General features: G+C 53.2%; 30 protein-coding genes. 17 read left to right on the top strand and 13 right to left on the bottom strand.

Annotated features, from left to right (window positions below; genetic code table 11):
* Window positions 1–86: 86 nt before the first annotated feature.
* The 3 genes from H6868_07395 to H6868_07385 all read left to right on the top strand — a co-directional run bounded on the left by H6868_07395 (window position 87) and on the right by H6868_07385 (window position 2,994).
* Window positions 87–404 carry a septum formation initiator family protein gene (locus H6868_07395; protein ID MCB9989140.1) on the top strand — a complete coding sequence of 106 codons (318 nt, stop codon included), beginning with the start codon at window positions 87–89 and terminating at the stop codon, window positions 402–404.
* A 144-nt stretch (window positions 405–548) separates the two neighbouring features.
* Entirely contained in the window at window positions 549–1,562 is a 1,014-nt protein-coding gene (gene pdhA, locus H6868_07390) for a pyruvate dehydrogenase (acetyl-transferring) E1 component subunit alpha (GenBank protein MCB9989139.1), read from the top strand.
* Between the two features lie 4 nt (window positions 1,563–1,566).
* Window positions 1,567–2,994 (top strand): pyruvate dehydrogenase complex E1 component subunit beta, encoded by a 1,428-nt coding sequence (locus H6868_07385; protein MCB9989138.1) that lies wholly within the window; start codon window positions 1,567–1,569, stop codon window positions 2,992–2,994.
* 2 nt (window positions 2,995–2,996) lie between these two features.
* Here the strand turns inward: H6868_07385 and H6868_07380 are convergent, their stop codons facing one another.
* The 4 genes from H6868_07380 to H6868_07365 are packed head-to-tail and all read right to left on the bottom strand — an operon-like array spanning window position 2,997 to window position 3,901.
* Window positions 2,997–3,182 (bottom strand): hypothetical protein, encoded by a 186-nt coding sequence (locus H6868_07380; GenBank protein ID MCB9989137.1) that lies wholly within the window; start codon window positions 3,180–3,182, stop codon window positions 2,997–2,999.
* Window positions 3,183–3,210: 28 nt separating this feature from the next.
* Window positions 3,211–3,384 carry a hypothetical protein gene (locus H6868_07375; GenBank protein ID MCB9989136.1) on the bottom strand — a complete coding sequence of 58 codons (174 nt, stop codon included), beginning with the start codon at window positions 3,382–3,384 and terminating at the stop codon, window positions 3,211–3,213.
* Window positions 3,385–3,412: 28 nt separating this feature from the next.
* Window positions 3,413–3,688 (bottom strand): hypothetical protein, encoded by a 276-nt coding sequence (locus tag H6868_07370; GenBank protein ID MCB9989135.1) that lies wholly within the window; start codon window positions 3,686–3,688, stop codon window positions 3,413–3,415.
* A 6-nt stretch (window positions 3,689–3,694) separates the two neighbouring features.
* Complete coding sequence (locus H6868_07365) at window positions 3,695–3,901, bottom strand: hypothetical protein (protein MCB9989134.1); 207 nt, start codon at window positions 3,899–3,901, stop codon at window positions 3,695–3,697.
* Window positions 3,902–3,994: 93 nt separating this feature from the next.
* Here H6868_07365 and H6868_07360 point away from each other — a divergent pair, with 93 nt between their 5' ends.
* From H6868_07360 to H6868_07330, 7 genes are all read left to right on the top strand, one after another.
* Window positions 3,995–5,236: a pyruvate dehydrogenase complex dihydrolipoamide acetyltransferase gene (locus H6868_07360; GenBank protein ID MCB9989133.1), complete on the top strand. Its 1,242-nt coding sequence runs from the start codon at window positions 3,995–3,997 to the stop codon at window positions 5,234–5,236.
* A 1-nt stretch (window position 5,237) separates the two neighbouring features.
* Complete coding sequence (locus H6868_07355) at window positions 5,238–6,074, top strand: hypothetical protein (GenBank protein MCB9989132.1); 837 nt, start codon at window positions 5,238–5,240, stop codon at window positions 6,072–6,074.
* A gap of 14 nt (window positions 6,075–6,088) precedes the next feature.
* Complete coding sequence (gene lpdA / locus H6868_07350; GenBank protein MCB9989131.1) at window positions 6,089–7,486, top strand: dihydrolipoyl dehydrogenase; 1,398 nt, start codon at window positions 6,089–6,091, stop codon at window positions 7,484–7,486.
* 35 nt (window positions 7,487–7,521) lie between these two features.
* Window positions 7,522–7,905, top strand: a complete 384-nt coding sequence (locus H6868_07345) for a cyclic nucleotide-binding domain-containing protein (GenBank protein MCB9989130.1) — start codon at window positions 7,522–7,524, stop codon at window positions 7,903–7,905.
* A gap of 38 nt (window positions 7,906–7,943) precedes the next feature.
* Window positions 7,944–8,903: a lipoyl synthase gene (lipA, locus tag H6868_07340; protein MCB9989129.1), complete on the top strand. Its 960-nt coding sequence runs from the start codon at window positions 7,944–7,946 to the stop codon at window positions 8,901–8,903.
* A 5-nt stretch (window positions 8,904–8,908) separates the two neighbouring features.
* The gene (locus H6868_07335; GenBank protein ID MCB9989128.1) at window positions 8,909–9,766 is read left to right on the top strand and encodes a DUF3800 domain-containing protein; all 858 of its coding nucleotides are present in this window, start codon (window positions 8,909–8,911) and stop codon (window positions 9,764–9,766) included.
* A 78-nt stretch (window positions 9,767–9,844) separates the two neighbouring features.
* Window positions 9,845–10,297: a type II toxin-antitoxin system RatA family toxin gene (locus H6868_07330; protein ID MCB9989127.1), complete on the top strand. Its 453-nt coding sequence runs from the start codon at window positions 9,845–9,847 to the stop codon at window positions 10,295–10,297.
* On the opposite strand, the gene H6868_07325 is transcribed toward H6868_07330, so the two are convergent.
* From H6868_07325 to H6868_07310, 4 genes are read right to left on the bottom strand one after another with little or no spacing between them, the layout of a single operon-like run.
* Window positions 10,267–11,127 carry a glycosyl transferase family 8 gene (locus H6868_07325; protein MCB9989126.1) on the bottom strand — a complete coding sequence of 287 codons (861 nt, stop codon included), beginning with the start codon at window positions 11,125–11,127 and terminating at the stop codon, window positions 10,267–10,269. The genes H6868_07330 and H6868_07325 overlap by 31 nt on opposite strands.
* 44 nt (window positions 11,128–11,171) lie before the next feature.
* On the bottom strand, window positions 11,172–11,642 hold the full coding sequence (locus H6868_07320; protein ID MCB9989125.1) for a CinA family protein: 471 nt from the start codon (window positions 11,640–11,642) through the stop codon (window positions 11,172–11,174).
* Window positions 11,626–12,117, bottom strand: a complete 492-nt coding sequence (locus H6868_07315) for a phosphatidylglycerophosphatase A (protein MCB9989124.1) — start codon at window positions 12,115–12,117, stop codon at window positions 11,626–11,628. The genes H6868_07320 and H6868_07315 overlap by 17 nt, the downstream gene beginning before the upstream one ends.
* Before the next feature lie 3 nt (window positions 12,118–12,120).
* Window positions 12,121–13,311 (bottom strand): bifunctional 2-C-methyl-D-erythritol 4-phosphate cytidylyltransferase/2-C-methyl-D-erythritol 2,4-cyclodiphosphate synthase, encoded by a 1,191-nt coding sequence (locus H6868_07310; GenBank protein MCB9989123.1) that lies wholly within the window; start codon window positions 13,309–13,311, stop codon window positions 12,121–12,123.
* 100 nt (window positions 13,312–13,411) lie between these two features.
* Between H6868_07310 and H6868_07305 the strand changes: the two genes are divergently transcribed.
* From H6868_07305 to hflX, 7 genes are read left to right on the top strand one after another with little or no spacing between them, the layout of a single operon-like run.
* The gene (locus H6868_07305; GenBank protein MCB9989122.1) at window positions 13,412–15,676 is read left to right on the top strand and encodes a PAS domain-containing sensor histidine kinase; all 2,265 of its coding nucleotides are present in this window, start codon (window positions 13,412–13,414) and stop codon (window positions 15,674–15,676) included.
* Window positions 15,677–15,696: 20 nt separating this feature from the next.
* Complete coding sequence (locus H6868_07300) at window positions 15,697–17,106, top strand: sigma-54-dependent Fis family transcriptional regulator (GenBank protein MCB9989121.1); 1,410 nt, start codon at window positions 15,697–15,699, stop codon at window positions 17,104–17,106.
* Window positions 17,107–17,142: 36 nt separating this feature from the next.
* Complete coding sequence (gene trkA, locus H6868_07295; protein MCB9989120.1) at window positions 17,143–18,519, top strand: Trk system potassium transporter TrkA; 1,377 nt, start codon at window positions 17,143–17,145, stop codon at window positions 18,517–18,519.
* A gap of 20 nt (window positions 18,520–18,539) precedes the next feature.
* The gene (murI, locus tag H6868_07290; protein MCB9989119.1) at window positions 18,540–19,343 is read left to right on the top strand and encodes a glutamate racemase; all 804 of its coding nucleotides are present in this window, start codon (window positions 18,540–18,542) and stop codon (window positions 19,341–19,343) included.
* 3 nt (window positions 19,344–19,346) lie between these two features.
* Window positions 19,347–20,048 (top strand): HAD family hydrolase, encoded by a 702-nt coding sequence (locus H6868_07285; GenBank protein MCB9989118.1) that lies wholly within the window; start codon window positions 19,347–19,349, stop codon window positions 20,046–20,048.
* A 57-nt stretch (window positions 20,049–20,105) separates the two neighbouring features.
* Window positions 20,106–20,366, top strand: a complete 261-nt coding sequence (gene hfq / locus H6868_07280) for an RNA chaperone Hfq (protein MCB9989117.1) — start codon at window positions 20,106–20,108, stop codon at window positions 20,364–20,366.
* A gap of 12 nt (window positions 20,367–20,378) precedes the next feature.
* Window positions 20,379–21,725, top strand: a complete 1,347-nt coding sequence (gene hflX, locus H6868_07275; protein ID MCB9989116.1) for a GTPase HflX — start codon at window positions 20,379–20,381, stop codon at window positions 21,723–21,725.
* A gap of 6 nt (window positions 21,726–21,731) precedes the next feature.
* On the opposite strand, the gene mazG is transcribed toward hflX, so the two are convergent.
* The 5 genes from mazG to H6868_07250 all read right to left on the bottom strand — a co-directional run bounded on the left by mazG (window position 21,732) and on the right by H6868_07250 (window position 25,569).
* Entirely contained in the window at window positions 21,732–22,511 is a 780-nt protein-coding gene (gene mazG / locus H6868_07270; GenBank protein MCB9989115.1) for a nucleoside triphosphate pyrophosphohydrolase, read from the bottom strand.
* A 42-nt stretch (window positions 22,512–22,553) separates the two neighbouring features.
* Window positions 22,554–23,255 carry a pirin family protein gene (locus H6868_07265; GenBank protein ID MCB9989114.1) on the bottom strand — a complete coding sequence of 234 codons (702 nt, stop codon included), beginning with the start codon at window positions 23,253–23,255 and terminating at the stop codon, window positions 22,554–22,556.
* Between the two features lie 277 nt (window positions 23,256–23,532).
* Window positions 23,533–24,324, bottom strand: a complete 792-nt coding sequence (locus H6868_07260; GenBank protein MCB9989113.1) for an MBL fold metallo-hydrolase — start codon at window positions 24,322–24,324, stop codon at window positions 23,533–23,535.
* Window positions 24,321–25,118 (bottom strand): TatD family hydrolase, encoded by a 798-nt coding sequence (locus H6868_07255; protein MCB9989112.1) that lies wholly within the window; start codon window positions 25,116–25,118, stop codon window positions 24,321–24,323. The genes H6868_07260 and H6868_07255 overlap by 4 nt, the downstream gene beginning before the upstream one ends.
* Before the next feature lie 4 nt (window positions 25,119–25,122).
* Window positions 25,123–25,569: a DMT family transporter gene (locus tag H6868_07250; GenBank protein MCB9989111.1), complete on the bottom strand. Its 447-nt coding sequence runs from the start codon at window positions 25,567–25,569 to the stop codon at window positions 25,123–25,125.
* Window position 25,570: the final 1 nt, after the last annotated feature.

The raw sequence follows: 25,570 nt of genomic DNA, 5'->3' as shown, positions 1-25,570 counted from the left end.
TGTTTTGGCTTTGTTCTCTTTTAACCCATTGACTCTATTGAATTTCTCTATTGACGAAGGTGATTCGTTTGTGATTCGATGGGGGTATGGAACGACTGATTGAACAACGTTATTTCTTGCGGCAGAATTTTCTAGCCATTTTAGGGCTGGGGCTGTGCTGTTATTTTTCTTGGCATATTCTGGCCGGGGAGCGCAGTTGTTTTCGTCTTTTTACCCTGCAATCCAGTGTTGAGCGCGTGTCGGCGCAGTATGACAGCCTGCATACCGAACGGGAAGGGCTGGAGCGTAAAGTCGTTGATCTGCGACCGGGAACGCTGGACAGGGACTTTCTGGAAGAGCGCGCGCAAATTGTTTTGGGCTATGCCCATCCGGGCGATCACATGATCGTTTATCCAGAGCATTGATTTAATTGCCGTAATCTAAAAAATCCATAAATATCAACATGTTGCGGTGCAGCAAGGCATTTTTTCTGCTGGCCTTGGCCGGAAAAATGTTGTACCTCCATTGTCTGAGTTTATCGTGTAAGCCTGTTGCATGGGGGGATAACCGTGGCCGCAGCTAAAAAGAAAAAATCTGGACAATCGAATTCTCTGGCTTTGACCACTGAAGAATTGGCCGCGCTTTATCGCAAAATGGTGTTGATCCGCCGTTTTGACGAAAAGGCCGGGCAGCTCTATGGCATGGGGATGATCGGTGGATTTTGTCACCTTTATATCGGGCAGGAAGCTGTCGCCGTTGGCGTGCATTCTGTGCTGGAGAAAGGAAAAGACACCATTATTACGACATACCGCGAACGCGGGCCGTTGTTGGCTGCGGGCGGAGACCCGAAGGAAGCTATGGCCGAGCTGACAGGCCGGGCAACGGGAAGTTCCGCCGGGAAGGGCGGTTCCATGCACCTGTTCGACCAGAGCCGGAATTTCTATGGCGGGCACGGGATTGTTGGTGCCAGTGCGCCGCTGGGGCTGGGGCTGGCTTTTGCCCACAAATACCGCGACGATGGCGGCGTGGCCGTTGCTTATATGGGCGACGGGGCGGCCAACCAGGGGCAGGTCTTTGAGAGCTTTAACATGGCGGTTTTATGGAAGCTGCCGATCCTGTTTATCATCGAGAACAACCAGTACAGTATGGGAACGGCGCTGAACCGTCATGCGTCCGGCGATTTGTACCGCCGCGGCGAGCCGTTTGGCATTCCGGGCGAGCAGGTCGATGGTATGGACCTGTTTACGGTGCGTGAAGCCGTTTCCAGTGCGGTTGATTATGTGCGTTCCGGTCAGGGGCCGTATCTTCTGGAGATGAAAACCTATCGCTATCGCGGGCATTCGATGTCTGATCCGGCCAAATACCGGACCAAGGAAGAGCTGCAAAAAATGAAAGACGAGCGCGATGCGCTGAATACTGTCAAGGAGCGTTTGATTGCTGACGGTATGGCGGAAGACGATATTAAGGCGCTGGAAAGAGAAGTGAAGCAAATCGTGGCGGAAGCCGCCGAGTTTGCCCAGCAATCGCCAGAGCCTGCGCCTGCCGAACTTTGGACCGATACACTGATCCCTGTAGAGGAATAAACAAATGACTGTACAAGTATTGATGCCCGCCCTGTCACCGACGATGACAGAAGGAAATCTGGCGAAGTGGACCGTCAAGGAAGGCGACAAAGTTGCGCCGGGTGACGTTTTGTGTGAGATCGAAACGGACAAGGCGACGATGGAAGTTGAAGCCGTCGATGAAGGTGTGATCGGTAAATTGCTGATCGACGAAGGCACGGAAGGTGTTGCCGTGAACACGCCGATTGCTGTTTTGCTGGAAGATGGTGAAAGCGCCGGTGATATTTCTTCCGATGCTGCCGGTGCACCGGCCCCGGTGGCGGCGCCTGTCGCGGACAATGTTGTCGAATTGCCGCAAATGTCCGTGGCGGCTCAGCCTGCGGGCGCGGCGGTGGATGACCGTGATATTCTTTATGCGCAAGGCGTGATTATTGAACCGCCGCCGTTTGACGAAGAAAAATTTATGGCCAACACGCAAGGCATGACGGTGCGTGAAGCTCTGGGTGCGGCGATGAGCGAAGAGATGCGCCGTGATCCGGATGTGTTCCTGATGGGCGAGGAAGTGGCCGAATATCAAGGCGCTTATAAAGTGTCTCAGGGTATGTTGCAGGAATTCGGTCCGAAGCGTGTGATTGACACGCCGATTACCGAATACGGCTTTACGGGGATGGCTGTGGGCGCTGCGTTTCGCGGTTTGCGTCCGATTGTCGAATTTATGTCGATCAACTTTGCCATGCAGGCCTGTGACCATATTATTAACTCGGCGGCCAAGACGCTTTACATGGCGGGTGGCAAAATGGGCTGTCCGATCGTGTTCCGCGGTCCGAATGGCGCGGCGGCACAGGTGGGCGCGCAGCACTCTCAGGAATATGCAAGCTGGTATGCCCATATTCCGGGGATGAAGGTTGTTTCCCCGTGGTCGGCGGCGGATGCCAAGGGTTTGATGAAAGCGGCGATCCGCGATCCCAATCCGGTGATGTTTCTGGAACATGAGATGCTTTATGGTCAGAGTTTTGACGTGCCGGTCGATGAGGATTACGTGATTCCGATCGGGCGGGCAAAAATTGAGCGTGCCGGTAATGATGTAACGATCGTGGCCCATTCGGTGATGGTCGGGCGGGCGCTGGAAGCGGCTCAAAAACTGGCGGAAGAGGGCATTGATGCCGAAGTGATTAATCTGCGCTCAATTCGGCCGCTGGATCGCTGGACGATTCTGGAGAGTGTCAAGAAAACCAACCGGATTGTCTGTGTTGAGGAAGGCTGGCCGTTTGCCGGGATTGGTTCCGAGATTGCAGCGCTGGTCGGCGAGCAGGCATTTGACTATCTTGATGCGCCGCTCAAGCGTGTTTGCGCCGCCGATGTGCCGCTCCCTTACGCGAAAAATCTGGAGCGTCTGGCGCTGCCGCAGGTTGATACTATTGTTCCGGCTGTCAAAGAGGTTTGTTACCGGTAGGCTTAAGAGAAGCTGAAGCGGCGGATGGCTTTTCCGGATTCCCCCGAAAGGAGACGTTGAACCTTGCGGATGCGCGCTCTGGTTAAACTGCCCGGGGTGTGGCCATGCGCAATGCTTGTGACCTGTTCACAGGTGACGCCCGTTCTCGTGGCGATACCGAATGTTCCCCTGATATTTTCCTGTGCCATTTGAAAACTCTTGTTTTGGATGACGTTTCTATACAGGTTTTAAAGTGCCTTTTTTGATGCCTTTGAGCGTTGCTTTCGCTGCGGCTTTTTCCCATGCCGTTGCGTTCGGTTTATTCCCATTTTTAAGGGTGGTGTCAATGCGCGTGGCGTTCATAGTTTCAAATGCGGGGGCGCTGCTTTCAGGTGATTTTTTGTCGTTCATTTTTTCCTCTTTTGTCTATTTGGATGTTTTATTTGTGTAAAAATTTTGTAACGGCTTTGGCCAGATTGCTGAATTCCTGATTGGTTAGCGGTTCGGCGTTGTCTGTGTCGTTCATGAGTTGTTGGAGCCGTTCACCGTCAAGATTTGCTTTTTGTGCGATGTCCTCGATGGCACGGGCGCTGTGGTGTTCGAAAATGGCTCTCAAACCTTCCCCCAGCAAGCCGGCGTCATTCTGGCTGAAATGACTGGCAACTAGATTTTGGGCGGCGGTCTTGCCGCTTTCTCTTTTTTTGGTTCGGCTCATGGAGTTTTATTTTCTCGTCAGTTGGTGGCCAAAGCCGTATCGGCCGATGCCAACTTTGATAGAGCGCACTTCGTCCGGTTTTTTGCCCGGTATGTTGCGAGCGCCTGTGGCGATGTCTCTGGCTTGTTGTTCGGTGATCTTGTTGGCGCGCAGGAAATCATTCAGTGATGTCGGCGCAGATGATGCGTTGCAGCGTGTTTTTCTACCTGCCATGATCTTTTACCCTCTTACTTTTTTTATTGGCTTTGCTTATAAAGAGGGAACCATAAAATAATACTTTTTATTATGTCAAGGAACTTTTGAGAGATGCCAACACATGTATTGATGCCTGCGCTGTCGCCTACGATGACGGAGGGTAACCTTGCCAAATGGGTCGCCAAGGAAGGCGACATGATCGAAGCCGGTGACGTGCTGTGCGAAATCGAGACCGACAAGGCGACAATGGAAGTCGAAGCGGTCGATGAAGGAAAGCTCGCCAAGATCCTTGTTCCGGAAGGTAGCGAAGGGGTGGCGGTTAATGCGCCGATTGCCGTGTTGCTGGAAGAAGGGGAAGATGAAAGTGATATCGGGGCGGTAGCCAGCGCGCCTGTGGCGGCGCCAGCCGCGGCGACTCCAGGGCCGGTTGAAGAGGAAAAACCCGTTGCTGCGGCTCCGGCACCTGTGTCTGCAAAAACCGGGGAGCGGATTTTCGCTTCGCCGCTGGCCAAGCGTTTGGCGGCGGATAAGGGCGTTGATCTGTCGAATGTGAAAGGCAGCGGTCCGCACGGCCGGATCGTGAAAGCGGATATTGAAGGGGCGAAGGCCGGCGCGGTTCCGGCAGCAGCGGTGTCAGTTGCTTCTGCGCCGGTAGCGGCGAGTGGCGAGGCTTATGTCGATATTCCGAACAACAATATCAAGAAAGTAACGGCCAAGCGTTTGCAGGAATCCAAGCAGCAAGTGCCGCACTTCTATCTGACGGTCGAATGCAGGATCGACGCGTTGATGGCGGCGCGTAAACAGATCAATGACGATGCCAACGGGGCTTACAAGCTGTCCGTGAATGACTTTGTCCTGAAAGCTGTGGCGCAGGCGCTTAAAGCTTTTCCGGCGGCCAATGTCAGCTGGGGCGATGATGCTGTGCGCCAGTATACCCATGCCGATATCTCCGTGGCGGTGTCGACGCCGAACGGGTTGATTACGCCGATTGTGTTTGCCGCCGAGACAAAAGGCTTGCGCCAGATTTCCGACGAGGTGAAAGATCTCGCGGGCCGGGCGCGCGAAGGCAAGCTGAAACCCCATGAGTTTCAGGGGGGGACGTTTACCGTGTCCAATCTTGGCATGTATGGCGTGAAGGAATTCGATGCGATTATCAACCCGCCGCAAGCCTGCATTTTGGCGGTCGGGGCGGGGATCCAGCAGCCGGTCGTTGAAAAGGGCGAGATCAAGATTGCGACGGTGATGAACTGTACGCTGTCGGTCGATCACCGCGCGGTTGATGGGGCGGTCGGGGCCGAGTTCCTGCAGATTTTCAAGCGCTATATCGAAAACCCCGCAGCGATGCTGGTGTAATATGCGGGTTAGCTGGCAAAAGCATAACGGCGTTGAAGCCCAGCTTTTTCAGCCCGATCAGAAAACTGGTCAGGCGATTGTCTTTTGCCCCGGTTTTCCGGGGATGGGGGCAACGCTGTTTGAGCAGCGGCATGCCGGAGCTTTGGCAGCACAGGGGTATGACGTTTATGTGATCAAGCATAAAGGCGTTAAGCTGGCTGACCCAACCGGGCCGGCATTTGTGAATAACAGCGTGCGTCTTTATGACGGGCGCAAGGCGGGGGAGACGCATATCGGCGGCGGGCCTGCAACGATTGATGAATGGCTGGACGAGCCGTTTCATCTGTTATCTGCTATTCATGATGATTATTCATCTCTCTATGTGATCGGGAACAGCTTTGGGGCGTTATCTTCGCTGAAGGCGTTGTCCGATAGTGATAAGTCGTTTCCACATGTGAAATCCCTGCTGCTTTATGCCGGGGCGCAGGGCGTTAATGAGGGGCGCGCGGATGATATCATGCGGCTGTGGAGGCCCGAATTTATTGCTCACCCTATGGTTACGCAGAAGGTATCCCTGAACGATCCTGTTGAGATACAGAAAACGCTGGGTGATTTTTACAAGGGCTTGCCGGGGCGCGTGAAAAATGGTTTGTCGCCGGATATAAAGCTGAGTTATCTGGTTGTTGCGAATGATGAACTGCTGACACTTAAGGACACGGAAGATTTCCGGGCGGCGATTGGCGGCCGGGGTGACATTGTTATAGACGATGTGGATCATGCGTGGCCTGATATGGGGTTGATTGCCCATGACACGCCGAACTATAAAACAGATGACTTGCTGGCATTGCTGGCGGTTTGAGAGGATGAGAAGAGATGAGTGACAAAGTGTTTGACCTTATCGTGATCGGCGGTGGGCCGGGCGGTTATGTAGCGGCGATCCGCGCGGCACAGCTGAAAATGAATGTGGCGCTGATTGAGGCGAACCATTTGGGCGGAATATGTCTGAACTGGGGGTGCATCCCGACCAAGGCGCTTTTACGATGCAGTGAACAGTATCACCACATGACGCACTCTAATGATTTTGGAATTAAAATCAAAGGATTGGAGTTTGATCTTAAAGCGATAGTTGATCGTTCGCGCGGGGTGGCCAACCAGCTCTCCGGCGGGGTCAAACATCTGCTCAAGAAGAACAAGGTGACCGTATTTGACGGTTACGGGCGCTTGAAGGGCAAGGGGCAGGTGGCGATCGAAAAAGACGGCAAAATCGAAATCTTGAGTGCCAAGAATATTATTCTTGCGACCGGGGCGCGGGCCCGCGCTTTGCCGGGGCTGGAGCCGGATGGGAAATTTGTCTGGAGCTACCGTGAGGCGCTGGTGCCTGACATGATGCCGAAAAAGCTGCTGGTGATTGGATCCGGGGCGATCGGGATTGAATTTGCGAGCTTCTTTAAAAACCTCGGTGCTGATGTGACGGTGGTCGAGGTGATGGACCGCGTTTTGCCGGTCGAAGATGAAGAAATTTCGGCCTTTGCGAAAAAGGCGTTTGAAAAGCAGGGTATGAAGATCATGACCGGGGCGAAGGTCACTAAGCTCGACAAGGGCAAGGATAGTGTGACGGCGCATATCGAGGTGGGTGGCAAAACCGAAACCTTGAGCGTCGACCGCGTTATTTCCGCCGTCGGGATCGTGGCGAATATCGAGGATATCGGTCTGGAGAACACCAAGGTCAAAACCGACCGCGGGCATATTGTGACGAATGAGTGGTGCGCAACGGATGAACCGGGCGTGTATGCGATCGGCGATATCACTGCGCCGCCGTGGCTGGCGCATAAAGCGTCGCACGAAGGGATACTCTGTGTGGAAAAGATTGCGGGCGAAAAAGACGTTCACCCGCTTGATACGCGGAAAATTCCGGGCTGTACCTATTGCATGCCGCAGGTGGCAAGCGTCGGTCTGACCGAAACGAAAGCGAAAGAGGCGGGTTACAGCGTCAAAGTCGGCCGGTTCCCGTTCATCGGCAACGGAAAGGCGATTGCGCTGGGCGAGCCGGAGGGGCTGGTCAAAACTGTTTACGACGCCAAGACCGGGGAACTGCTCGGCGCGCATATGATCGGCGCGGAAGTCACGGAGCTGATTCAGGGCTTTGGCATCGGCATGACGCTGGAGACCACCGAGGCTGAGCTGATGCACACCGTCTTCCCGCACCCGACCCTGTCCGAGATGATGCACGAAAGCACGCTGGACGCGTACGGCAAAGCGGTGCATATGTAGTAGAACGGTTTTTATACTGGCTTGTGAGGTTGCAGATGACTGTTCCCGTTCTTTCCGATCATGAAATCAAGGTTTTCAAAAAAGGAAGCCAAATCATCCGTGCCGGGGAAATGCCTGCGGCGGCTTATTTGATTAAGGATGGTGTAGTCGAGGTCTATAAAAAGGTGCCGGGGAGCGGTGTGCACCATAAAATTGCCAATTTGGGGGCCGGAGAGTTGATTGGTGAGATGGCTCTGATGGCCCATAAATACCATACGCTGGATGTCGAAGCGGTGACAGATGCCGAAGTCTACGTGATTAGCCGAGAATATCTGGATAACATGCTGACGAAGTCTCCGCCGTTGATGAAGCTGGTTGTCGAAACATTGCTGGATCGGATCTATGCTTATGATCGCGTTCTTGCAGAGCGAGCTGATTAGTGTGGTTGCCGGGAATAATTTGAAAACAGGACTCCATTGTGACCTATAATCCGAAATTAACAGACCGGGCCAAGCGGCATCCGGAAAAGCAAAAGAACCCCGACCGGCCAAGCGGGAAGAAGCCGGACTGGATTCGTGTGCCGGCGCCGCAGGGCAAGGTATACGAAGAAACCCGCGCGATTGTCCATGAAGGCAAGCTGAATACCGTGTGCGAGGAAGCGGGCTGCCCGAATATCGGGGAATGCTGGCAGCAAAAACATGCGAGTTTCATGATTATGGGGGAGGTTTGCACCCGTGCGTGCAGCTTTTGTAATGTCGCGACGGGTAAGCCGGAGGCGCTTGATAAGATGGAGCCGCTGCGGACCGGGGTGGCTGTGATGAAAATGGGGCTGAAACACGTGGTGGTGACCTCGGTGGACCGGGATGATTTGCCCGATGGCGGGGCGGACCACTATGTGAAGACTATCGAGGCGATCCGCTACAAGTCACCGGGGACGACGATTGAAATCCTGACCCCTGACTTTAAAAAATGCTTTGATAGTGTTGATATAGTTGCAAAAGCGCGGCCTGATGTTTTTAATCATAATCTGGAGACTGTGCCGCGGTTGTATCCGACAATTCGTCCGGGGGCGCGTTACTTTACGTCGCTGCGGTTGCTGGAGCGGGTCAAGGAAGTTGAACCGGAGAGTTTTACCAAGTCGGGCTTGATGGTTGGTCTGGGTGAAACCAAGGAAGAAATTGCGCAAGTGATGGACGATATGCGTGCCGCCGATGTCGATTTTATCACGATCGGTCAGTACCTCCAGCCCAGCCCGAAGCACGCGCCGGTCGAGAAATTCTGGACGCCCGGCGAATTTAAAGAGCTGGAGAAGTTGGCATATAACAAGGGATTCCTGATGGTATCGGCGACGCCATTGACGCGGTCTTCCCATCATGCGGGTGCGGATTTCGAAAAGCTCAAGGCGGCGCGGGCCGCGAAACTGGCCGCGGCGGAATAGATGTTATGGCCTACTTTTTATTTATTGATGAATCGGGACATGACCGAAAAGAAGCTCCATATGAAGTCCTTGGTGGCGTTTGTATACAGGACAGGGATTTATGGAACTTGATTACAGCTCTGCATGGGCTTGAAGAGAAGTGTTTCGGACAACGGTATAGCCTTGGAACAAGGGAGCTTAAGGGACGTAAAATTCTCAAAAAGAAAGTGTTCAGGCAAGCCGGTTTGAGCGTGGATGTATCGCCGGAAGAGGTTTCATTTTTGGCAAAACAAGCGCTTGTTTCAGGAGGAGACGCGACCGTTGAGCAAATCAAGGCACTTGCGCTGGCTAAGCTAAATTATACGCAAGAGCTTTTCAATATTTGCTCCCGTTTCGGATGCCGGGCTTTTGCCAGTATCGTAGAGACTGACGCGGAGAGGACAGCTTCTGATGGTTTGAGAAAAGATTACGGCTTTTTGTTGGAACGCTTTTATTATTTCCTTGATGAGCAAAGGCCGCGTGAGCAAGGTATCGTTGTCTTTGATGAACTGGAAAAAAGTCAAAGTCACATTCTGATCGGTCAGATGGATGAGTATTTCAAGGAAACGGCGACAGGACGACTTCGTTCAAATTTAATCGTGCCTGAACCGTTTTTTGTACATAGTGACTTGACGACGGGAATTCAGGTTGCGGATTTGATCTCCTATATCGTGTCATGGGGATTCAGAACGCGATATATGGCAAAACCGGCGCGGGAAGAGTTAAACGACTTTGTTTCACAGGTGTCTTCGTTACGGTATAGAACGATACGGGAGGGGCATGAAATATGGAGTTTCAAACATATAACGGATTTGCGTACGCGGTCGGAGCGTGACCTCGAATAAACAAAAAAGGCAATGCAGTTCCCTGCAAAGCCTCCACTTTCAGGATATCGAATATCTTTACTTTTTTGCAAGAAAAAAATGCCTCAGCACACCGAAAAACGTCATATGCCCTATACGGCCGAGCAGCTCTTTGACCTTGTCGCCGGGGTGGATCAGTATCCGGAATTTTTGCCCTGGTGTCTGGCCAGCCGGATCAACAAGCGCGAGGGTGATGTGTTTTATGCAGACCTTGTGATTGGCTACAAGATGGTGCGGGAGACGTTTACATCGAAAGTTACGGCGCTACGGCCCGATCATATCCATGTCGAATACATGAAGGGGCCGATGCGGCACCTGTCGAACCATTGGCGGTTCATCGAAGAGCCAGACGGGTCATGTACGATTGATTTCTATGTTGATTTTGACTTTAAAAACCCTTTTTTACAAGGCGTTATAACCGCTTTCTTTAACGAAGCCATTAAGAAAATGGTTGACGCGTTCGAGAAGCGGGCGGCGGCGCTCTATGGGGTTTCGCCGTCAAAAGCCGGGTAGCGATAGTTCTTTTCGATCGTGCCGCCCTGCAGGGTTTTGAAGTCGGTTGTGACGGCCCGGTTGATGCGCATTTCATCAAAGCCGGACAGGTGTAAAATTCCGATTTCGTGATGGGGTAAGTAGGGTTCGACCCATTTTTCCTTTTCGGTATCCCACAGTGGTTTGAATTCGCACAGCCAGTGGACCCAGCCGGGCAGTATTTCAAATTCGTAGCCTTCGAGATAGCACATGATGCCGAGCGAGAGCTGTTCGGCGGTAAAAACTTTCCCTTTTTTTACGGCGGTTTTGACGAGTTCCTGCCAGCGGTCCCAATGCGGCGCGTCTTTGTGCAGGCAAAAGGCACCGGCCAGTAGTACGTGGTAGGGCAGAAGTTCTTTGGCGCGTTTAAACCCGAACGCACGCAGGGCGTTGGAGAAATAAAAGCCGCGGACTTTCCATGGCCAGCGGCCTAGCCATTTAACGCGGATCTGGCGCGGGTAGGCGCGGTCGACTTGGCCGGTCAGGGTGATTTTTTTACGCAGGCCGCCGGTGATGAACAGCTCGACAGCTTCCCAGTTTTGCACCCATGTATCGGCATCCATCCAGAAATAGAGGTCGTAACCGGGGAAATAGTTCTTCATGAACGGGCGGGCGACGCAGGCTTTCAAATATTCTCGGCCCCTAATTTTGTAGGCCGGGATCGGGCAGGGCCAGTCCGGATCGATGATCGTTGTGACCAGCGGGCGGAGTTTTTCGATCTGCTCCGGCGTCATGCCGGAATCCATGATGCAGATATCCATGTCTTTGCTCTCGCCGAAGGAGCGGATGCAATGAACCCATTCCAGAAGCATCGGAAAATAATTGTGGTCGGCCGACGATACAAAGGCGATTTTTGTCACGGGGTTTCCTTGATGAGGTTCACGAGATGCTTGATGGCCGCATCGACACTTTGCTGACGAACGGCGGCGCGATCACCTTTAAAGTGGTGTTCATAGCTTTTGACCGGGTGGCCCTTGACGCCGACGCCGATATAAACCGTGCCGACGGGTTTGGTTCCCGTGCCGCCGGTGGGGCCGGCGATGCCGGTTGTGGCGACGGCGATGTTGCCGCGGCTGTTATGCAGGGCGCCGCGGACCATTTCCTCGACCGTCGGGCCGCTGACGGCGCCGAATTGCTGGATGGTTTCGACGGCAACGTTCAGCATTTCGCCTTTCGCTTCGTTGGCGTAAGTGACAAAGCCGCGCTCAAAGACTCGTGAAGAGCCGGGGATATCGGTGATCGCCGCCGCAATCATGCCGCCGGTGCAGCTTTCGGCTGAAACCAGCCGCATGTTGTTTTTATCGAGTAGATCAAATAATTCCTGCATAGCGTAACCCTCCTATAATTAGTGCCGCATATACGCCGGCCAGAACGTCATCCGCCATGACGCCCAGTGCGCCGGGCAATTTTTTATCCGCCCAGCCGACTGGCCACGGTTTGAGAATATCAAAGAACCGGAACAGCGCAAAGGCAATAAGAATATGCACGGGGACGAGCGCCGCGGGGAGCATGGCAATCCATACCCCGACGACTTCATCGACGACGATGGCGCTGTTGTCGTGGGTTTTGGTCATGGTTTCGAATTTTTCCGCGGCTTTATAGCCTGCGGCAAAGATAATGATGGCTGCGGCCAGCAAAAGCGGCCAGCCGTCGATGAGCAGCAGCGCTATGCCAAAGGGCAGGGCGCCAATCGTTCCCCATGTGCCGGGTGCTGGTTTCATCAAGCCGCATCCCAGCCATGTTGCCAGCCAAACAGACCGGTCTTTGAAATCGAGTTTTTGAATCAGGTCGCGGTCGAGCATGGTTTAGCTTTCCTTGGGCAGTTGAATGGTGGCGGCTGCCTGAGCGGCGATGCCTTCGCCGCGGCCGGTGAAGCCGAGTTTTTCTGTCGTGGTGCCTTTGATATTGATACGGCTTTCATCAATGCTGCAAATTTTGGCTATGCGGGCGCGTATCGCTTCACGGTATGGGCCGATTTTGGGCGTTTCGCAGATAATGGTCAGGTCCATGTTGTTGATGGCGCCGCCTTGTTCTTTTACGAGGTGAACCGCTTTTTCGAGGAAGAGGGCGCTGTCGGCGCCTTTCCATTGCGGGTCCGAGGGCGGGAAGTGCTGGCCGATATCGCCCGCGCCGATCGTTCCGAGGAGCGCATCCGTCAGGGCGTGCAGGGCAACGTCGGCATCGGAATGTCCCGCCAGCCCTTTGTCGTGCGGGATATCAATGCCGCCGATACGGATGGCAGTGGTCGTTTGCGCTGTGAACGCGTGGACGTCAAAGCCGCTGCCAATACGCGTTTCTGTTGCGGGGGGCGCCGTTATAAGCTGTTCAGCCATGTTCATGTCCTCTGCCGTTGTGATTTTGAAGTTGCGGCGCGATCCGGTGACGATTTCAACCGGATGTCCCAGCGCGGCCACCATGGCTGTGTCATCGGTGTATTTGACGGCGGGGTCGGCTTTCTCATGGGCGCGGCGGATCAGGCCATAGTGAAAGCCCTGCGGGGTCTGGACGGCCCACAGGCCGGTGCGGTCGATGTAATGGCCGTTTGTGTGGCGTAGTGTATCGCTAACCGGGGCGGCCAGTGTCGCGGCGCCGGTTTCCTTGACGCGGATGACGGTTTGCTCGATTTCCCCGCGTGATACGAACGGGCGGGCCGCGTCGTGGATCAAAATTATATCTTTATCTTTTAGATTAGAAAATTTGTTTAATCCATTTGAAACACTATCATTTCTTTCTTCTCCGCCGTTGATGGGAGGCAGCATATCCAGACCCGTGACGCTTTCCTGATACCATTTTGCATGGGCCGGGTCGATGATGACACGAATTTGCCGGAGGCCGGGGCAGGTCAGGAAGGCCTCGATCGTGTGGCGCAGTATGGTTTTTCCCGCAACGGACCGGTATTGTTTTGGCCGATCTCCGCCCAGACGTGTGCCGCTGCCGCCGGCGGCGATCAGGACATAAAAGGGAATGGGGTCGATATTTGTTGCAGAAATTTTCATAGGCTCCTATGTTGTGCTGACTGTTGCAAAAATGTCATACAAGAGTCACATTGGTGGACACACTAGCAAAACAAATTCATATAATAAAACAGTTTTAAGAATGCCGTTCCCTTTGAATAAAAATCTTTTCGCAAAAATCGCGTTGCTGGCCCGCGTTGGCAGTGACTGGGGGAACCGTTTGGCGCTTTTGCTGATTTTTGCGGCGATCCTGAGCGGTTTTTCGACTTATGCCGCTTTGACTGAAGCACCGCCTTTCGGTAGTGATCCTGAAACCGTTATCTGGCTTTTGAACCTTGATATGGTGATTTTGCTGGTGCTGGGGATTTTGATTGCCCGGCGGATCGCTAATTTGTGGAGCGGGCGACGGCGTGGACTGGCGGGATCACGCCTGCATGTGCGGCTGGTCTTTGTCTTTGGGCTTCTGGCGGCAACGCCGGCGATTTTGATGACGGTTTTTGCCGCTTTCTTTTTGCATTTCGGGGTGCAAAGCTGGTTTAGCGAACGGGTCAGCACGGCGGTTAACCGCTCGCAGGCAGTTGCCGAGGCGTATTTGCGCGAACACCAGCAGGTTATCCGGGTTGATATGATGGGCATGGCCAATGACCTGAACCGTCAGGCCGAAATTCTGACGGAAAATCTGGAGGCGTTTGCCAAGGTCATGCGGACGCAGTCTTTGCTGCGTAATTTTTCGGAAGTGATTGTTTTTGACCGGGCCGGGCAGGTGCTGGCGCATGCCGGCGTTGAAATTTCTCCGGCGTTTGCGGAATTGCGCTCAGTCGATCTGGCGGAGGCTGATGCCGGTGAGATTGTCCTGATGACCAGCGAGGATGACGACCGGGTGCGGGCACTTGTGCGGCTGGAGAATTTTGCCGACGCTTATTTGTTTGTCGGGCGGATGGTCGATCCGACGGTCTTGTCCTATCTGGCCGATACCCGGCAGGCTGTGGCGGCTTATGAAGCGCTGGAAGGGCAGTATTCCAATTTGCAGGTCAAAATAACCCTGATTTTTGTCGTGGTGGCGCTGTTGTTATTGTTGGCGGCGACGTGGTTCGGGTTGATTTTTGCCCGGCAGCTTGTTTTGCCGATTGGCGAGCTGATTACGGCCGCGGAACGGGTGCGGGGCGGTGACCTGACGGCGCGGGTGCGGGAATTTCGTCGAGGCGATGAATTTACCTTGTTGGCGCGGACCTTTAACCGGATGACCAGCCAGTTGCAGGAGCAGCGTGATGAGCTGGTGGCTGCCAACCGTCAGATTGACCAGCGCCGTCATTTTATCGAAACGGTTCTGGCCGGTGTATCCGCCGGGATTGTCGGGGTTGACGAAAAAGGCGTGGTGCGGCTCGTGAATAACTCGGCTTGCGAACTGTTTCAAACGGAAAGTGATGCACTGTCTGGTCAGCTCATTACCGCTATCATTCCCGATCTGGCGCCGCTTTTGGAGCAAGCTCATCAAAAACCGGGTAAAATTACCCAGTTCGAATTGCCTTATGTTTGTCAGGACGGGACGAAACGGGTTTTGCTGGTGCGGATGGCGATTGAGATGTTGGGCGAGGAAGATAAAGGCGCTGTTCTGACGTTCGATGATATTACCGAATTGCAATCGGCGCAGCGTAAAGCAGCCTGGGCGGATGTGGCCCGGCGGATCGCGCATGAGATTAAAAATCCGCTGACGCCGATACAACTTTCCGCCGAGCGTTTGAAACGCAAATACCTGTCGCAGATCAAGGACGATCAGGATATTTTCGCGCAATGCACCGATACGATTATTCATCATGTCGGGGATATCGGGCGGATGGTCAATGAATTTTCAGCTTTTGCGCGGATGCCCGAACCGGTTATCAAGCGTGATGATCTGGGGCGCTCGATCCGGGATATGCTGACGCTGGAGCAGCAAGCGCATCCCGATATTTCATTTGGTTTGACGGGGCTGAACGAAGGGGATGAAGCCGTGTTCGCCGCTTTTGATACCCGGCAAATCCGGCAGGCGATGACCAACATTATTCAAAACGCCATCGATTCCATTCATGCGCGGCAGGAACAGGATTCTGTTGCGGGGCGGATCGACATTTTGATGTCCTGTCATGGACAGGATATTTTTGTGGCAGTGACGGACAACGGTCTGGGACTACCCGGTGAAGAGAACGTCGATAACCTGACGGAGCCCTACGTTACGCACAAGGCCAAGGGAACCGGTTTGGGGCTGGCGATCGTCAAAAAGATTATGGACGATCATCACGGGCGTCTGGTTCTGGGCGTTCCGGGCTGGCTGAAAGACCAAAAAGACTGGGTAAATCTTGGCGGAGCCACGGTTATTCTGGTGTTGCCCGCCGAAGGGGAAGACATGCTTGAAATCCAAGCGGCATAGAAAAAAAGAAAAGGCAAAAAATGAGTAAAGCCGATATTTTGATTATTGATGATGAAGCCGATATTCGTCTGGCGCTGCAGGGGATTTTGCAGGATGAGGGCTATGCCATCCGGCAAGCGGGGAATTCGGATGATGCTTATGCCCAGATAGAAGACTGTGAACCGAATCTGGTGATTCTGGACATCTGGCTGAAGGACAGCACGCATGACGGGCTGCAAATCCTGGAAACTATCAAGGCTGCGCATGCCGATATTCCTGTTCTGATGATTAGCGGACACGGCACGATTGAAACGGCGGTCAGCGCCATTAAACAGGGGGCTTATGATTTTATCGAAAAGCCGTTTAAAACCGACCGTTTGCTTTTGATGATCGAACGGGCGCTCGAAAACGCCAAGCTGGTGCGGGAAAACAAAAAATTGAGAGAAAAGGCGCAGGGACCGTCCGAGCTGGTGGGAGATTCCCATGCGATAACGGCTCTGCGCCAGATGTTGTCACGGGTAGCGCAGACTAACAGCCGGGTTTTGATTACCGGCGAGCCGGGAACAGGCAAGGAGATTGCCGCTCGTTTGATTCATCGGATGTCCCAGCGGGCACAGGGGCCGTTTGTGGCGCTGAACTGTGCGATTTTGCATCCGGAGCGTCTGGAGGCGGAATTATTCGGTGTTGAGGATGAGGCCGTAAAAACCGGTTTGCTGGAGCAAGCCGACGGGGGGACGCTCCTTCTGGATGAAGTCGCCGATATGCCGGCCGAGACGCAGGGCAAGATTGTACGGGTTTTGCAGGATCAGAAATTCCAGCGCCTTGGCGGGCAGGATTTTATCGAGGTTGATGTACGCATTATCGCGGCCAGCAACCGTGATCTTGAAAAAGCCATGGAGCAAGGTGATTTTCGCAAAGACCTTTATTTTCGCCTGAACGTCGTTCCGATCGAACTTCCGCCGCTGCGCGATCATTTACAGGATATCGGGGCGTTGACGGATTATTTTATTGAACAGTTTGCCGCCCAGACCGGGATGCCGCCGTGCAGGCTGGCCAAAAGTACGCTGGCGGCGCTGCAGGCTTATGACTGGCCGGGTAATGTCCGCCAGCTCCGGAATCTGGTGGAGCGCCTGATGATTATGGGCGGTGGCGCCGCAAACGACGATGATATGGTACGGCCCGATCAGTTACCGTCAGAGATTGTCGGCGGTGCGCCCGGCGGGGATGATCCGGTTGACCATCAAACCCTTATGAGCGCGCCGCTGCGTGAGGCGCGCGAGATGTTTGAAAGGGAATATCTGGCGTCCCAGATCAAGCGGTTTGACGGCAATATTTCGAAAACGGCCGAATTTGTGGGGATGGAGCGCTCGGCGTTGCATCGGAAATTAAAACAGCTTGGCATCACAGCGATGGCAAAGCACAATGAGCGTGATGAATCATCTGCGGCATAGAAATGCTGCGTTAAAGAACGAGGACGTGGGGAACAAATGCGGGTTATTATATGCGGCGCCGGACAGGTTGGGTACAACATCGCTTCTTATCTGGCGCGAGAAGATAACGATGTGACCGTCGTTGACTGTGATCGCCATTTGATTGAACGAGTTAATGACGAACTGGATGTGAATGCGCTTTTGGGGCATGCATCCGATCCCGAAGTCCTGTCTATGGCCGGGGCCAGTGACGCTGACCTGATTGTGGCGGTTACGGATCAGGACGAAGTTAATATGGTGGCGTGTCAGGTTGCTCATTCCCTGTTTGGCGTCCCTAAAAAAATTGCCCGGATACGCGAACAAAGTTACCTGAACCCGGCATGGTCAAACCTGTTTAGCCGGGCGCATATGCCGATTGACGTTATTATCTCACCGGAAATCGAAGTTGCCCGTTCGATTAACCAGCGTTTGCGCATTCCGGGCACAACCAGTGTTGTTTCTTTGGCAGAGGGCAAGGTTTATCTGGTCGGTGTTATTTGCAAGGACGATTGTCCTGTGGTGAATACGCAGCTCAAGCAATTACACCAGACGTTTCCTGATTTGAATTTCGAGATCAGCGCTATTCTGAGAGAAGGGCAGCCCTTGGTCCCCGGTTCGGATGACCAGTTGCAGGTTGACGATGAGGTTTTCTTTTTCACGGTTAGTGAGCATCTTCACCGGGCATTGGCTATCTTTGGCCATGAAGAAGAGCGCGCGCGCCAGATCACCGTTGTCGGCGGTGGTAACATAGGGATCAGTCTTGTAAAGTTACTGCAGCAGGACCATGACAATATCCAGATCAAGGTCATCGAAAAAAATGAAGCCACAGCCAAGGAGGTCAGCAAGATTCTTCAGGATGTGATTGTCATTCACGGTGATGCTCTCAATCATGAGATTATGAAAGAGGCCAATATCGCCCGGACGGATACGCTGATATCCCTGACTGACGATGATGAAACTAACATTCTGGCTTCATTGCTGGCAAAACAGCATGGCTGTGAGCGGGTTATTGCGCTGGTTAACAATACGACCTATGCCGTTTTGACGAATTCGCTGGGGATTGACGTGACAGTTTCGCCCCGATCTTCGACGGTTTCCACGATTATGCAGCATGTGCGCCGGGGACGGATCAAGGCGCTTCACACTTTGCGGGACGGATTTGCCGAAATTATCGAAGCAGAGGTTTCCGACACGATCTCGATTGCCAATGTGGCTATTCGGGATATTAAATTACCACAGGGCGTGGTGATTGGCATGCTCGTCCGCGAGGATAAAGTGATTAACCCGCCGTCTGACTTTGTTGTGCGGCCGGGGGATCACATCATTTTGCTGGCGGCCGGCGGACAGGCCCGGAAAGTCGAAAAGATGTTTTCCGTTCAGATTGATCTGTTCTAGGGAGCTGGTGAGTATCATTCATGAAACTGGGCGTTTTTGATTCAGGGCTGGGCGGGCTGGTGATTACCAGAGCGATCCGGACTCATTTGCCGCACCATGACCTGATTTATATGGGCGATACGCTTCACATGCCCTATGGCGGCCGTTCGCGCGATGCCATTTATCATTATACGCGGCAGGCCATGGAGTATTTGTTTTCCGCGCATGATTGCAAGCTGATTATTATCGCCTGTAATACGGCCAGTGCCGCGGCGCTACGGCGGTTGCAGCAAGAATATTTGCCTGAACATTATCCGGATCGCCGGATTTTGGGGGTGGTGGTGCCGACGCTGGAGGAGGCCTATGAGAAACGCCTTAAGCGTATTGGTTTGCTGGCGACGCACCAGATTGTCTGCTCCGGTGTTTACCAAGAAGAACTCAGCAAGCTGGATCCGGATATAAGGATCGTCCCGCAGGCATCGCCTTTGCTGGTGCCGATGATTGAGCACGGCGGTATGCGCTGGATTGAGCCTGTGCTGGAGAGCTATATTCAGCCGCTCGTTGATTCCGGGATAGAGGGACTGATTTTGGGGTGCACGCATTATCCCTATCTGAAAGACACGATCCGTACGATGATCGGGTCGGATGTGGCGCTGTTGTCCCAAGATGAAATTATTCCGCGCAAGCTGGCTGATTATTTACAGCGGCATCCGGAAATTGACTCCGCGATCAGTCAAACCGGGAAGAGCCGTTTTCTGGTGACGGACGTCACGGATAATTATGTTTGCAGCGCTCAGGATATTTTCCGGGATTCTCTGGCGATTGAAAAAGTAGAGGCGGCCTGAACAATGATAGAGAACGTTCCTTTGCCGAAAGCGCTGGTGTTTGACTGGGATGGCACGCTGGTGGATACGATGGCGTGTGTTCTGGACGGTCATAATGCTGTGCGGCGGCATTTTAACCTGCCGGAATGGGATATGGCCGAATATGTTGGCACTATCGCACACCGCTCTTCGCTGGATGCTTATCCCGATCTGTATGGTGACAGGTTCGATGAAGCGCTGGGTATTTTGTATGATGAAATTGCGCGTATTCATCTGGACAGGCTTGAAATTTTACCGGGGGCAGATGAGTTGATGTCTTTTCTGACGGGAACAAGCATTCCGCTCGGGATTGTCAGTAATAAACGGCATGCGTTTTTGCTGGACGAGATGATGCATTTGGGCTGGGCGGACCATTTTTTTTCCATTATCGGGGCGGGGCACGTTGAACGCGACAAACCCGATCCTCTGCCTTTAATCACGGCCCTTGCGGAAGCGGGGTTGGAGGACGAGATGGCGGGAGTATGGTACGTCGGTGATTCTGTGGCTGACATGCGGCTGGCCCGCAATGCCGGATGTGTGGCTATTCTGGTTGGGGCTTCTGACGCTGTGCAGGATAAGCTGGTTGAAGAATTTGCGCCTTTGGGCGTATTTAATTCGTGTCATGACTTGCAAAAGGCGTTGGCACGTTGTATTGAGCGTAATGGAGAAAGACAGGCTGTCGGCTGATATTTCATAACAATTACAGGGCGGTCAGTATTTAAAAATAAACAGGACATCATAAAAATGAGCGAAAAAAATCAAAACGTACAGGATGTATTTCTAAACAAAATCCGGAAAGAGAAGATGAGTGTTACTGTCTTCTTGGTGAACGGGGTGAAACTTCAGGGCGTTGTGACCTGGTTTGACAATTTTTCCATGCTGCTGCGCCGGGATTCGCATATCCAGTTGGTCTATAAGCATGCGATTTCGACGATTATGCCGGGCGCGCCTTTGAATCTGTATGATACGGATGAAGAGAAAAGCGGCGAAGAGTCCGAAGATTAAAAATATCCTTATATGAGTGGATTCCAGTATTTTGAAACGCGGGCAGCGCCGGACAGGGCGCTGATCGTGCATCCTGTCTTGCGTGGGCAGGGGGGCGAAGCGCGGATGCCGGAATCATCGCAGATAGATGCGCAGGTCGAGGAAGCGGCCGGGTTGGCGCGCGCGATTTTCCTTGAGGTGGAGGATATTCGAATCGCGCGGATTTCCCGGATTAATCCTGCTCATTTCCTGGGGAAGGGGACGTGTGAAGAGATTGCGGAAACCGTGGCGGCTCTGGAGCCTGATCTGGTGATCGTTAATCACGATTTGTCGCCTGTGCAGCAGCGTAACCTTGAAAAATTCTGGAATGTGAAAGTGATCGACCGGACAGGGTTGATCCTTGAGATTTTCGGGGAGCGGGCCCAGACGAAGGAAGGGCGCATTCAGGTGGAGCTGGCGGCCTTGGAATACCAGAAATCACGGCTGGTGCGGTCGTGGACCCACCTTGAGCGGCAACGCGGGGGGACGGGGAAGACCGGCGGGCCGGGGGAAACGCAGCTTGAAATTGACCGGCGGATGATTATTGACCGGATTGCCCATCTTAAAAAAGACCTCGAAAAAGTGCGCAAGACCCGTGAGCTGGGGCGGAAAAGCCGTGAGAAAGTGCCGTATCCGATTATTGCGCTGGTCGGCTATACCAATGCCGGGAAATCGACGCTGTTTAACAAGCTGACCGGGGCGGGGGTGTTTGCCGAAGATTTGCCGTTTGCGACGCTTGACCCGACGATGCGTAAAGTGACGTTGCCGGGCGGGCAGGATGTGATTTTCTCTGACACGGTCGGGTTTATCGCGGATTTGCCGCATGATCTGGTGGCGGCGTTCCGGGCGACACTGGAGCAGGTGCAGTATGCCGATGTGATTTTGCATGTGCGGGATATGGCGCGGGCCGATCATGAAGCGCAGCGCGCCGAGGTCGTGAAAATTCTTGCGGAGTTAGGGGTGGAGCATGATTCAGATCCGCGCGTGATCGAGTTATTCAACAAGATGGATGCCGTGTCGGAGGATGAGCTGCCCGATATTGAACGACGTGCCCGGTTTGGCGCCAATATTGTGCCGTTGTCGGCGTTAAGCGGGGCAGGGACCGATGTGCTTTTGGATACGATCGGGGCGTTTTTATCCCGTAAGCGCAAAACGGTGAGCTTTTGCCTGCCGCCGACCGACGGGGAAGCACTGGCATGGCTTTACCAGCATGGTCATGTCGAAAGCCGGAGTGACACGGAAGAGGGGATTTCCCTGACTTTGAATATCGACCCTTCGCAGTTGGGCCGTTTTCAGGAGCGGTTTGGATATAAGCCGGCGAAAGCAAAAAGCGGCGCGTAAGGGCGTTTATTTCTGGGCCTGCCAGATTTCAAGCATTTTGGTCAGAGATGGCGAATCTATTTTCTTAAGTTTCTTTTCCATCGCTTTGAATCTACTTTCAAATTTATAATTACAGTCACGCATGGCGGTCTCGCAGTCAACGCCCAGCATCCGGCCCAGATTGACGACGCAATAAAGCACGTCGCCCAGTTCTTCGTGTATGTGGTTTTGGTCGTCTTCGGTGATGGCTTCCCGCAGTTCGCCGAGCTCTTCGTCCAGTTTATGCCAGGCGCCTTGCGTGTCCGGCCATTCAAAACCGATGCGGGCTGCGCGTTTTTGCAACTTTTGGGCGCGCATCATGGCGGGCAGGGCGCGGGTCACGTCATCAAGGACGCTTTCGCATTCCGTACGCTTTTTCTCTTTATCTTTTTGCTGCTCCCAGATGCCATGCAGGACATCATCGCCGGTGGCGGCGGTTTCATCGCCAAAGACGTGAGGATGGCGGTGAACCATTTTATCGGTGACGTGCCTTGCGACATCGGCGAAATCAAACAGGCCTTCTTCCTCGGCCATTTGCGCGTGAAAGACGACCTGGAGCAGTAAATCGCCAAGTTCGTCCTTCAGGTCATTCATGTCGCCGCGTTCGATGGCGTCGGCGACTTCGTAGGCTTCCTCGATCGTGTGCGGGGCGATAGATTTGAAATCCTGTTCCAGATCCCACGGGCAGCCGCCGTCAGGATTGCGCAGCCGAGCCATCAGGTCGAGAAGGTCTTGGGTGGCTTTCTGGTTTTTATCGTGTTTGTCCATAAACTCTGCTTAGCCGATTGTGGTCGGCTTGTACAGGGCGGGTTATGCCGGGACGTCGATCATGATGACTTCCGCGTCGGTCAGAGCTTTGATTGTGACACTCTTTTGATCCGTGATCTCAACGCCGTCACCTTTGCGGAGTGGTTCATCAAGAATCTCTATTTCTCCATCTGATACAATTAGATATGTCTGATCTTTAATGTTTTGATTTATTTCTTTTCCTGCCTCTATTTTGCCACCAAGAATGGAGGCGTCCTGATGGATGTACAGAGCGCCTTTGCCTTTATCCTCGGCGCGGCCGGAGACGAGCAGGGGGAGGTTGCTTGCCGCTTTGCTGTTGTCGAACCGGGCGCTGTCCCAGCGCGGTTTGACGCCTTTTTCTTTCGGGAAGATCCATATCTGGAAGAGGGTGGTTTCCCGGTCTTCCTTATTGAATTCGGCGTGGCGGATACCGCTGCCGGCGCTCATGACCTGCACATTGCCGGCTTCGGTGCGGCCTTCGTTGCCTTCCGAATCGCGGTGGCTGATGGCGCCGCTGCGGACGAAGGTGATGATCTCCATATCCTCGTGACCGTGCATGTCGAACCCGGCGCCGGCGGCGATCGTATCATCGTTAATGACGCGCAGTTTGCCAAAATGGACGCGGCGCAGATTGCGGTAATCCGCGAAGCTGAAATGATACTTCGTGCGCAGCCACCCCAGATCGGCGCGCCCCAATGTTTCGGCAGGATAAACGGTGATCATGCTTTGCTCGCTTTCATTTTTTGGGTTACGTGGCGATTTGTTTTGTTAATATAATTCCGTCGTTAACGATTTCCAGAGAAGCCTTAGAATTAGTGCGGTCATTGAGCTTGATACGATTGATGGGGGGTGCTCGGAGTGCCGATTGATAATAATGTGATAATGTATATTATGGAAAATAATATACAGGGATAACGGGGCAGGTTATTCGTTAAGGGGTTCGAGAGTGCTATTAGAATGGATAATTTATTTATCGCGTTCTGAGGTTGCTCAGCCCTGTTTACAGTGTGCAATCGACTTCAAGGCCGTCATAGGCCGGCTCGAATCCTTCCGGCAATTCTTTCAAGAGTGTTTTGTAATCCATGGATGGCGGCATGTGCGTGACAATCACGCGATCGGCCTGAATAACCTCGTTAAGCTCGTAAAGTTTCTTCAGGTTTGCATGCACGGGATTTTCAGTGTGTTTATAAGCTGCGCTGTCGGCAATCCATGTTTTGACGCCTGAGAGCGTTTCCAGCGCTTGCTGGTCAAGGTCAACCATATCTGTTGAGTACGCGACGTCGCCAAAGCGAAAGCCCAGAGACTTTATCGTGCCGTGCTCCTGTTCAAACGGAACAACCGGGATATCGCCAATCATAAACGGCGTGCCGTAATGCGTGTCCTTGATCGTATGCGGTTCGACAACCCGTGGATACAGGCGGTTTTCGCTGTTAATAAACAAAAACGGAAAGGTTTTTTCCAGCGATCCCAGCGTTTCGCGGTTGCTGTAGATATCGACGCAGCTTTTGGTATGATTGCGGATAACGCGTAGTTCATCCATGCCGTTGACATGGTCGCTGTGGGCGTGGCTGTACAGGATGGCGTTAATGATTTCTATGTTCGCCCGGTTAATCTGGTGGCGGAAATCCGGGCCTGTATCGACGATAACGGTGGTTTTGGCCGTTTGAACGGCTATGGAGGCCCGCATCCGGTTGTTTTTAGGTTCGCCGGGATCGCAATTCCCCCAGAAATTGCCGATGGATGGCGTTCCCGCCGAGTTGCCGGAGCCTAAAATGGTGATTTTGGCGTTCATACCGGCTCCGCCTTATCAAAAAGATTAAAAAAGTTTTGTTTTGAATGGTTTGCGAGGCTTTCTTCAGAAATATTTTTAAGCTCTGCAAGGTGGCGACCCGTGTGAACCATCAAGGCCGGTTCATTGACCCGCCCGCGGTGTGGCTCCGGGGCAAGAAACGGTGCATCGGTTTCGGTCAGGATGCGGTCCAGCGGCACGTCGCGGGCGAAATCCTTTAGTTCCTGTGCTTTTTTAAAGGTCACGATGCCGGAAAAAGAGATGTAGAAGCCAAAATCCAGAGCGGCTTCCCCTAGGGCGCGGCTGGAGGAAAAGCAGTGCATGAGCCCTTTTAGCTTTGTTCCGGTGCCCTCTTCCCGGATGATCCGTATAATATCGTCATCGGCGTCGCGAGCGTGGACGATCAGCGGCAGGTCGGTTTCGATGCAGGCGCGGATATGTTTGCGAAAGCTGTCCTGCTGGTCTTCGCGGGGGCTGTTATCATAGTAGTAATCGAGGCCGCTCTCCCCTATTCCGACGATTTTCGGGTTTGAATTCGCAATTTCGATGAGTTTTTCCAAGGTAATTGCTTTTTCGGCTTCTTCCCCGGCTTCGTGCGGGTGCGTGCCGATGCTGCACCAGATGTTATCGTGTTCCTGCGCAATTTTCAGGATTTCGGGAAATTCATCGGATACGCGGCAGCAAATCGTGACCATGCCTTCAATTCCGGCCTTGTGTGCGCGGTCTATTACGGCTTCCAGTCCGCCGATTTCATCCATGCGGTCGAAATTCAAATGGCAATGTGAATCGATGTACATATTTCTAGCTTTTCCAGTAAATTACGGCGATTCCAGCCAATATCAAAAGACCGCCAAATGCTGTGCCCCAGTTAAGCTGGCTTTCTTTGAAGATCAGGGCCGCCAGAATAAACGTAAACAAGGGGTAGCAAATTTCAATAAAAGCGGTCAGGGTTGCGTTCTTTTCCGAGATGCTGAGCAGGCTGAAAAAGTTGCCAGCGACAACGGTTATCGCCATCAGCAGGATGACCCATAGCTGGTCCGTATTGTTTTTTATCAGTTCCCATCCGGGTTTGATTTCATTGAATTTTGCCGCCAGCAGGAGATACAGGGGGGCGCAGATCGTGGCGCTTATCGTCATCATCAGGGCGGGAGTCATCCCCATGCGCAGAAGTTTTTCTGAAATGACGTAAGCTATCCCCCATGAAAACGAAGCCATGAGTGCGTAGAAAAACCAGAGGTTTGCCGCCATA

Source organism: Rhodospirillales bacterium (genome assembly GCA_020638175.1).
In the GTDB taxonomy this organism is placed as follows: domain Bacteria; phylum Pseudomonadota; class Alphaproteobacteria; order Micavibrionales; family Micavibrionaceae; genus JACKJA01.
This window is presented reverse-complemented; position numbering and strand designations above follow the sequence as displayed.

What these genes read in the sequence shown, in the direction of transcription:
- H6868_07395 (MCB9989140.1), top strand. Translation starts at nt 87, where the DNA reads ATGGAACGACTGATTGAACAACGTTATTTCTTGCGGCAGAATTTTCTA.
- H6868_07385 (MCB9989138.1), top strand. Translation starts at nt 1,567, where the DNA reads ATGACTGTACAAGTATTGATGCCCGCCCTGTCACCGACGATGACAGAA.
- H6868_07380 (MCB9989137.1), bottom strand. Translation starts at nt 3,182, where the DNA reads ATGGCACAGGAAAATATCAGGGGAACATTCGGTATCGCCACGAGAACG.
- H6868_07375 (MCB9989136.1), bottom strand. Translation starts at nt 3,384, where the DNA reads ATGAACGACAAAAAATCACCTGAAAGCAGCGCCCCCGCATTTGAAACT.
- H6868_07370 (MCB9989135.1), bottom strand. Translation starts at nt 3,688, where the DNA reads ATGAGCCGAACCAAAAAAAGAGAAAGCGGCAAGACCGCCGCCCAAAAT.
- H6868_07365 (MCB9989134.1), bottom strand. Translation starts at nt 3,901, where the DNA reads ATGGCAGGTAGAAAAACACGCTGCAACGCATCATCTGCGCCGACATCA.
- H6868_07360 (MCB9989133.1), top strand. Translation starts at nt 3,995, where the DNA reads ATGCCAACACATGTATTGATGCCTGCGCTGTCGCCTACGATGACGGAG.
- H6868_07355 (MCB9989132.1), top strand. Translation starts at nt 5,238, where the DNA reads ATGCGGGTTAGCTGGCAAAAGCATAACGGCGTTGAAGCCCAGCTTTTT.
- lpdA (MCB9989131.1), top strand. Translation starts at nt 6,089, where the DNA reads ATGAGTGACAAAGTGTTTGACCTTATCGTGATCGGCGGTGGGCCGGGC.
- H6868_07345 (MCB9989130.1), top strand. Translation starts at nt 7,522, where the DNA reads ATGACTGTTCCCGTTCTTTCCGATCATGAAATCAAGGTTTTCAAAAAA.
- H6868_07335 (MCB9989128.1), top strand. Translation starts at nt 8,909, where the DNA reads ATGGCCTACTTTTTATTTATTGATGAATCGGGACATGACCGAAAAGAA.
- H6868_07330 (MCB9989127.1), top strand. Translation starts at nt 9,845, where the DNA reads ATGCCTCAGCACACCGAAAAACGTCATATGCCCTATACGGCCGAGCAG.
- H6868_07325 (MCB9989126.1), bottom strand. Translation starts at nt 11,127, where the DNA reads ATGCTTCTGGAATGGGTTCATTGCATCCGCTCCTTCGGCGAGAGCAAA.
- H6868_07320 (MCB9989125.1), bottom strand. Translation starts at nt 11,642, where the DNA reads ATGCAGGAATTATTTGATCTACTCGATAAAAACAACATGCGGCTGGTT.
- H6868_07315 (MCB9989124.1), bottom strand. Translation starts at nt 12,117, where the DNA reads ATGCTCGACCGCGACCTGATTCAAAAACTCGATTTCAAAGACCGGTCT.
- H6868_07310 (MCB9989123.1), bottom strand. Translation starts at nt 13,311, where the DNA reads ATGAAAATTTCTGCAACAAATATCGACCCCATTCCCTTTTATGTCCTG.
- H6868_07305 (MCB9989122.1), top strand. Translation starts at nt 13,412, where the DNA reads ATGCCGTTCCCTTTGAATAAAAATCTTTTCGCAAAAATCGCGTTGCTG.
- H6868_07300 (MCB9989121.1), top strand. Translation starts at nt 15,697, where the DNA reads ATGAGTAAAGCCGATATTTTGATTATTGATGATGAAGCCGATATTCGT.
- trkA (MCB9989120.1), top strand. Translation starts at nt 17,143, where the DNA reads ATGCGGGTTATTATATGCGGCGCCGGACAGGTTGGGTACAACATCGCT.
- murI (MCB9989119.1), top strand. Translation starts at nt 18,540, where the DNA reads ATGAAACTGGGCGTTTTTGATTCAGGGCTGGGCGGGCTGGTGATTACC.
- H6868_07285 (MCB9989118.1), top strand. Translation starts at nt 19,347, where the DNA reads ATGATAGAGAACGTTCCTTTGCCGAAAGCGCTGGTGTTTGACTGGGAT.
- hfq (MCB9989117.1), top strand. Translation starts at nt 20,106, where the DNA reads ATGAGCGAAAAAAATCAAAACGTACAGGATGTATTTCTAAACAAAATC.
- hflX (MCB9989116.1), top strand. Translation starts at nt 20,379, where the DNA reads ATGAGTGGATTCCAGTATTTTGAAACGCGGGCAGCGCCGGACAGGGCG.
- mazG (MCB9989115.1), bottom strand. Translation starts at nt 22,511, where the DNA reads ATGGACAAACACGATAAAAACCAGAAAGCCACCCAAGACCTTCTCGAC.
- H6868_07265 (MCB9989114.1), bottom strand. Translation starts at nt 23,255, where the DNA reads ATGATCACCGTTTATCCTGCCGAAACATTGGGGCGCGCCGATCTGGGG.
- H6868_07260 (MCB9989113.1), bottom strand. Translation starts at nt 24,324, where the DNA reads ATGAACGCCAAAATCACCATTTTAGGCTCCGGCAACTCGGCGGGAACG.
- H6868_07255 (MCB9989112.1), bottom strand. Translation starts at nt 25,118, where the DNA reads ATGTACATCGATTCACATTGCCATTTGAATTTCGACCGCATGGATGAA.
- H6868_07250 (MCB9989111.1), bottom strand. Translation starts at nt 25,569, where the DNA reads ATGGCGGCAAACCTCTGGTTTTTCTACGCACTCATGGCTTCGTTTTCA.